Raw genomic sequence first — 6,536 nt, forward strand, 5'->3', positions numbered from 1 at the left:
CCTCCATCGCAGATCGACGGCACTTGCCGCCATGCGATCAGAATACAGGCTAAACCGTCATGAGCGTGCCGATGGAAAAGACATGCGGTCTTACGTGTAACCGACCCTCATGGCCGGGGCAGAGAGCCTCGAGATCCGTTGGTCCGACGGGACTGAGGGCGAAATCCCCTATATCTGGCTGCGCGACACCGACCCCTCGGGTTTTCACCCGCATACCGGCGAGCGCACCTTCGACCTCACGAAGGTTCCACTCGACATCGTCCCGCACGATACGGAGGTAACGTCGGATGCTCTCCTCGTCACTTGGAACGACGGGGAAACGCCGAGCCGCTTTGGTCTTGACTGGATCAAGGCGCATCGCCCCGGGCGGCCCCGTCACGATCCGGCCGATCTTTTTCCTGTCGCATGGCGCGCAGACCTCAGCGGGGCTGGCGTGCCCCGCCACGATGCCAGGGGCTTGCTCGCCTCTGATGCCGCCCTCGCCGACTGGCAGCGCGACACGAAGCGCTACGGCATTTCCATCGTAACTGGGCTGGCCGACAGCACGGAGGCCGGAACGCAAGTCGCCCGCCGGGTCGGCCGCCTGCGCGAAACGAACTTCGGCCTGACCTTCGAAGTCGTCTCCACGCCGGATCCCAACAACCTCGCCTATACGTCGGACGCGCTGCCGCTGCATACGGACCTGACCAACCAGGAACTTCCGCCGGGCTACCAGTTCCTGCACTGTCTCGCCAACGAGGCCGAGGGCGGCGGCTCGACCTTCTGCGACGGCGTCGCCGTGGCCGAGTATCTGCGTGCCCGCGATAACGAAGCCTTCGATGTCCTGTCGACGGTCACCGTGCCCTTCCGGTTCCAAGACGGCGGCACCGACATCCGCGCGCGCAAGACCGTCATCACGCTGGACACGCGCGGCGGTGTGTCCGAGATCTGTTTCAACGCGCACCTGGCCGACATTCTGGACCTTGAGCCCACACGCCTGAAGTCTTTCTACCGCGCCTACCGGCTGTTCATGGAGATGACGCGCGACCCGGCCTACGGCATCGCGCTGAAGCTTTCGGGCGGAGAAATGGTGATCATCGACAATCGCCGTCTCCTGCACGGGCGCGAGGCCTTCGACCCATCGACTGGTTTCCGTCACCTGCACGGCTGTTACGTCGACCGAGGTGAATGGGATAGCCGCCTTCGCGTGCTCGAAAACTCGTTGAACTGATCGCGCCAAGGCCGACAAGAATGGTTGGCGGGTCGCCGAATGGAGGCCCGCCAACCTAACCCGACTGATTGTTGCTATGTCGCACAAGATGACCCTCTCGACAGGGGTATACGAGGTCGACTGCTTTGAGAATCGGTTTTCAGCTTTTCGGGTTCGGGGGTTCCCCGCCAGCCTTCGCAAAGAAGGACGTCCCTCCGCCCTAGTCACCAAGGGTTTCCACGGGCGTAGTGAAAACCGAGCACACGCGGAGAACTGCAGCAAGGTCCGCATGGCGCCCATGGGTAGCGTGTTAGAAATTTACGTGAGTGGAAGTCGAATTCGACATCGAAAGCCTGAACAATGGACGGGTCAAAAAAACTTAGCAGCATCCTATGCAATATATCGTCCGGCAATCGCGCGGAACCGGAGCGGTTGACGGCACATGTGCGATCCCAACGTCCTTATTGCTTGAACGTGCATGTCACGCGATACTGCTGCCACCTAGGAAAGGAATACCTCGATGATGAAGCGCGTTCTGATGGCCGCGGCGCTCGCCATGTGCCCCGTTGCGGGACAGACCAGCCCGCTCGATATCTTCTCGGACGTCTATGTCTTCGGCGACAGCCTGAGCGATCCCGGCAACCTGTTCGACGCGCTGACGGGGATGCCGGCCTCGCCGGTCCTGCCGCTCTACCCCCAGGGCCAGTTCACGGACGGCGACGCCTGGGCTGCCCAGGTCGGCGCCGATTTCGCGTCCGCGACCAACTTCGCATATGGCTCGGCGCGCGCGGCTCCCAACGGGTCGATCGACTTCACCTTTCCAAATCTGTTTACGCCCGATCCCGACGACGAGATCACGCTCGGCTTCGACGTGCCTGATTTCGCTGACCAGATCGCCCTCTACAAGGCGTCGGCCCCGACGCTCGGGCCGAACCCGCTTGCCGCTGTCTGGTTCGGCGGCAACGACCTCCGCGATGCCCTCGACGCGCCCGACGAGGACGCCGCGAAGACCGTCATCGCGCGTGCGATCACGTCCGTAGCAAGCGGCGTTGGCGACCTCGTGTCCGAAGGCTTCTCCAACGTTGCGGTGTTCGGCGCGCCGAACCTCGGGCGCATCCCCGAGGTGCTGGCGCGCGGCCCCGACGCCGCGCTGGCCGCGACGGCTGCAAGCGCGTCTTTCAACGACACCCTCCGCACGATCCTCGCGCCGTTCTCCTCCACCGCCAACATCTCTTACGTCGACATATTTGGGCTGTTCGAAGAGATCGCGACACCGGGTTCGGGCCTCTTCACCGAACTCCAGAACCCATGCCTTACGGCCTTGCTCGGCGGGTTGGTCACCGATTGTTCGGGATATCTCTTCTACGACGATATTCATCCCACTGACGCGGCCCACGCGCTCATCGCCGAGCGCTTCGTCGCTCCAGTGGCGCCGGTTCCACTGCCCGCCGGCGGAGTGCTGCTCCTCGTGGGACTCGGCGGTCTGGCGCTCCTTCGGCGCCGCCCGGCATGACCTTCCGACGTCACGACATGGCGGCAAAGTAAGGTTCGGTCGAATCCCGACCCCTCGGGCCCTCGTCCGCGCAACCGAGGCGCACCAGGGGTAGGCCATGACCCTCTTGTCGGGTGCCGAAGGCTTGGCGCGAGAGTGAAGGGTCACGTGAAAGCGCCGCGCAGCGGTCCTCACGCGATCATCACGATGCGTAATGTCGGACGCATTTCGAAATTGTCGATGGCTCGAAGCGCGTGATACTCCTCGAGAACAAGGTGGGGAGATCGACAGATGACAATGCCGACGAGACGCAACTTCATGATCGCCACCGGCGCTACGGTCGCCATCGTCGGTGGCGCGCTGGCTTTCGAGGGCAGCATACTGGAACGCCTGGCCGGTTTCGAGGAGCTGCCGCCGACGCCGGTCTTCGCGGTGGATGGAGTAGCGATCCGTGGCACCGATCCGGTGGCCTATTTCCGCGAAGGCCGTCCGGTGACCGGCGACGCGGCCTTCGAGGCGAAGTGGAACGGCGCGCGCTGGCGGTTTTCCAGCGCCGCGAACCGCGCCGAGTTCGTGGCCGCGCCAGAGCGCTTCGCCCCGCAATACGGTGGCTTCTGCGCCTGGGCGGTGGCCGCGCGCGGCAAGCTCTACAGCACCCAGCCGCGGAACTGGTCCGTCGTGGACGGCAAGCTCTATCTGAACTTCAACGACGACATCCAGAGCAAGTGGGAGGCCGACATTCCCGGCTTCATCGCACGCGCCGACAGACGCTGGCCGGGGATCGTCCAAGGGATGGCTTGATTGATCATGGTCCCGACGACGGGCTGCGTCATGCCTGTGATCATGCGCTTGTCCGTTATCCTCGGCTCCACACCAATAGGCTGAGCCGTCGCACCCGCACATGCAAACGACGGCAGCACGTCCTTGCTGCGTCGTCTCTGGAAACTTTCGGAATTTGCTTGGACCGCTTGGACCACTTAGACCGGTTTGAAAACACTACGCTTTCTTGGTCCAAGTGGTCCGTCGGGCCCAACTGGTTCGGCATGAAAAAGAGGCAAGCGGCCTCCCTCATGCCGTGGCCGAGTTGGTTCAAGCTTCCGTTTCTGCCACGAGCGCAGTCGCACGAATGGCATAGACCCTCGGGCGCTTCGGGATGTCGCGTCCCGTCCTGAACTGAAAGCCGCCGCCGTGCTGTGTCTTCAAGATGCCACCGTCGGAATGCAGGTGAGCCATTTCGACAGGGTCGTTCTCACCATGCATCGCCCTTCCAGCATTCCGGCCGGATGTAGAACCAGGTCTCGTCCCGCAAGCCGTCCACCGGGTCATGGTCATTGGTGCCGAGCGTGCAGAAACGATCGAGGTTCTTCGCCACGTAGTCCCGCTTGTGTGTCACCGAGGTCGCGATCTCGTCGTTGGTCGTGCCGTCCCGATGCTCGAACCAGGTCAGAAACATCCCCTAGGCAACATCCCGAGCCGCACCTTTCGGCCATCCGGTCAGTCCCACCTGCGTGGCCAGTTCACCGGCAAGTGCCGCCAGCGCGAAACGCTTCAGGACACGCTGAACCTGGCCGTCACTGAGAGACACATCCGCCTCCTTTCCGATGACGCGGCAGAAGCTATCAACATACGCCCGCCAGTTCCCCGCCTTATCCGTGGCCCTCATCAGTTTTTCCACGAAGACAGGACCGGCGTGACCGTAGTTCTCAATGCACGCATGATCGACACGTTCAGCAAAGATCTTGCTGTTTTCCGATCCGTGCAGCACATCGAATACGCCTTGCTGCCAGCGGCGCAAGTTCGTCGCCCAGTAGCGCAGACGCGCCTTTTTCCAGCAGGTCGGCGTCGGATTGTCCCATTGCATGGGTCAGTTCGAAGTTTCCCAACGCGATGTTGCGCAGACGAATCCCCCAATAGCTGTCTCAGAACGGATCGCCGGCCATCCGCGATTTCTCGGAGAGGCGCCATTCGGCTTCCAAACGACGCGATCTCTCTTCGGCCGCGCGGTCCGCGAGCGAGGGCTGGGAGAAAGTTACGCGATCGCGAGTGCCGTCCGGGAGTAGGATCAGAAGATGTGCCACGTCCCCAGGCTGAAGGTCGGACAGTAGAGCCTGCATCTGGGCCTGACCCTGTCCGCCCTCTCCATCGCCGTCACGCTGGCGTTCGACGTGGAGGACAAAGGTGCCCGCTGGCAGCCCGGGTCGATCTCCGGCCGCCGCGATTTCCTCGGTTAGTTCCAGCGCGAAGCCGAACGTGCCGTCGGGCAGAAAGCCGGAATGCGGCCTTAGCCCGCCCTCGGAGACAAGCGGATTGTCGGCCACCATCCCCGCCGTCGCGACAAGCGCGACTGCCGCGACGGCACGGAGCCGTCCGCTCATCGGTAGTCCGCGCAGTCCGGGGCGATGCCCCCGGTACAGTAGCGCCGGATCTTTAGCCCGCCCTTGGGGGTCGGCACGAGTTCGGCGTTGTCGGTCTGAAGGCGGAAGTCGGCGGCTTCGAGAGCCTGAAGCCTGCGACCTTTCCGGAAGGCAATCTGAAAGTAGCACTGCATCGCGTCGCCGTCCGCGTCGAAGCAGGTGACGGTGTCGGTTTCCACCCGGAGGTCGGTGTACATCGGTCGGTTCTCTGTCGGCAGGACCGTATCGATGATGCGGACATGGCCGTCGCCGGGTTCCGTGCGGAAGGTCCCTTCTCTCGCGATGTGCCGGGAGCGCTCGATCTGCCAGTCGAGTATGGCCGCCGCGATCCGGTCCCGGTCTACTTCGAGCGGTTCGGCCTGTTGTGCTGCCGCGTGCGCGACGAGCATGATCGGACCGAATATCAACGCCATCAATCTCATACGTCAGCACACTTCACATAAGCCCGAGAAATCATCGGCGTCCGGTGCAGGTCTGTCAATCAGAACGACCCCGATCTCCTTGCATCGTTTCGCCGCGAAGATCGTAGCCTGGCGAGGCTTGGCTGTCTCTTAACCCGGTTGAAAACCGATGAGGTGCCAAAACTCAACCGTTTGTGTCGCCAGCGAAAACCACCGTTGTTGATCGGTGCGCTTTGACATGAGGCTTTTGTTCAATGTGCGGTACACGCGGGCCGGTAGCGCGCGAACGTCCATTTGGTGCCCAGCGAAACATATTTGAAGACCCGCTACCGGGTCCAGAGCCTAGTAAATCGAGATTCGTCGGAGAGTTAAATGTGGAAATCGTTAAAATTGGCGTGTCTGGCGCTTTGTATGGCGGGGCCGGTGAAAGCCGAGTGGGTCGGATCCAGCCAGGAAGGGGAATGGCTTCGCGAGGTTGCACTGGGCCGGTTCGAGATCGCGCGAGGGGCGACTCTGAACGAGACAGAGGTTATCGCGCGGCAGACCAAAAAACTGACTGTGCTGGCGATGGTTTATCACGCAGTCTACGAGAAGCAATGTGTTGTGCCCGAACCGGCACAAGTCTTCTCTGTGCGAGTAGACTGGGTCAAAAAAATCGCGCCGGGGATTGAAGAAACAGAGGAGGGTGCGCCGAGCGAAATTCGCGTGCGACCGTCCTACGCTGATGTGTTTGGCGAGGGCATGTCGCTCGCCTTCAATCCGGTTAAGATGGCCTTTGCCTTCGGGCCGGATTATTTGCAGATGGTGGCCGGTCTAACCAGCGCAAGTGTCGATGCGATCCGGCTCAACGGATGCGGATCGGCGGAGCTTGACGTTTTTGAGCGCAACCTCGCAGCGATCGTGCGCGGTGAGCCGTCGCTGCAGCGCCGGGGCGCAGTGCCGACACATGTGAATCGGCATGCAAAAGTGACCCACCTGGGTGGGTTATGATCATCTAAAACTGACCCACCTGCCACGTTAGCATCCGTGCGTTCATGCAC

General features: G+C 62.2%; 8 protein-coding genes. 4 read left to right on the forward strand and 4 right to left on the reverse strand.

The window, feature by feature from the left end; all coding sequences use genetic code 11:
* Positions 1-109 precede the first annotated feature (109 nt).
* From V8324_RS20720 to V8324_RS20730, 3 genes are all read left to right on the forward strand, one after another.
* Complete coding sequence (locus V8324_RS20720; protein ID WP_336421794.1) at positions 110-1,210, forward strand: TauD/TfdA family dioxygenase; 1,101 nt, start codon at positions 110-112, stop codon at positions 1,208-1,210.
* A 499-nt stretch (positions 1,211-1,709) separates the two neighbouring features.
* Entirely contained in the window at positions 1,710-2,702 is a 993-nt protein-coding gene (locus V8324_RS20725) for an SGNH/GDSL hydrolase family protein (protein ID WP_336421795.1), read from the forward strand.
* 270 nt (positions 2,703-2,972) lie between these two features.
* Positions 2,973-3,482: a YHS domain-containing (seleno)protein gene (locus V8324_RS20730; protein ID WP_336421796.1), complete on the forward strand. Its 510-nt coding sequence runs from the start codon at positions 2,973-2,975 to the stop codon at positions 3,480-3,482.
* 448 nt (positions 3,483-3,930) lie between these two features.
* Here the strand turns inward: V8324_RS20730 and V8324_RS20735 are convergent, their stop codons facing one another.
* Genes V8324_RS20735 through V8324_RS20750 form a run of 4 tightly spaced genes read right to left on the reverse strand, consistent with a single transcriptional unit; the run spans position 3,931 to position 5,508 of the window.
* Entirely contained in the window at positions 3,931-4,134 is a 204-nt protein-coding gene (locus V8324_RS20735; RefSeq protein WP_336421797.1) for a hypothetical protein, read from the reverse strand.
* A gap of 3 nt (positions 4,135-4,137) precedes the next feature.
* Positions 4,138-4,542 (reverse strand): hypothetical protein, encoded by a 405-nt coding sequence (locus V8324_RS20740; protein ID WP_336421798.1) that lies wholly within the window; start codon positions 4,540-4,542, stop codon positions 4,138-4,140.
* 58 nt (positions 4,543-4,600) lie between these two features.
* Positions 4,601-5,056, reverse strand: coding sequence for a hypothetical protein (locus V8324_RS20745; RefSeq protein ID WP_336421799.1), 456 nt, complete (start codon positions 5,054-5,056; stop codon positions 4,601-4,603).
* A complete protein-coding gene (locus V8324_RS20750; protein WP_336421800.1) occupies positions 5,053-5,508 on the reverse strand; it encodes a hypothetical protein in 456 nt (151 codons plus the stop codon). Before V8324_RS20750 ends, V8324_RS20745 begins: the two co-directional genes overlap by 4 nt.
* A gap of 360 nt (positions 5,509-5,868) precedes the next feature.
* On the opposite strand from V8324_RS20750, the gene V8324_RS20755 reads away from it, so the two are divergent.
* Complete coding sequence (locus tag V8324_RS20755) at positions 5,869-6,486, forward strand: hypothetical protein (protein ID WP_336421801.1); 618 nt, start codon at positions 5,869-5,871, stop codon at positions 6,484-6,486.
* Positions 6,487-6,536 lie beyond the last annotated feature (50 nt).

Source organism: Roseovarius sp. D22-M7, assembly GCF_037083785.1.
Classification (GTDB): domain Bacteria; phylum Pseudomonadota; class Alphaproteobacteria; order Rhodobacterales; family Rhodobacteraceae; genus Roseovarius.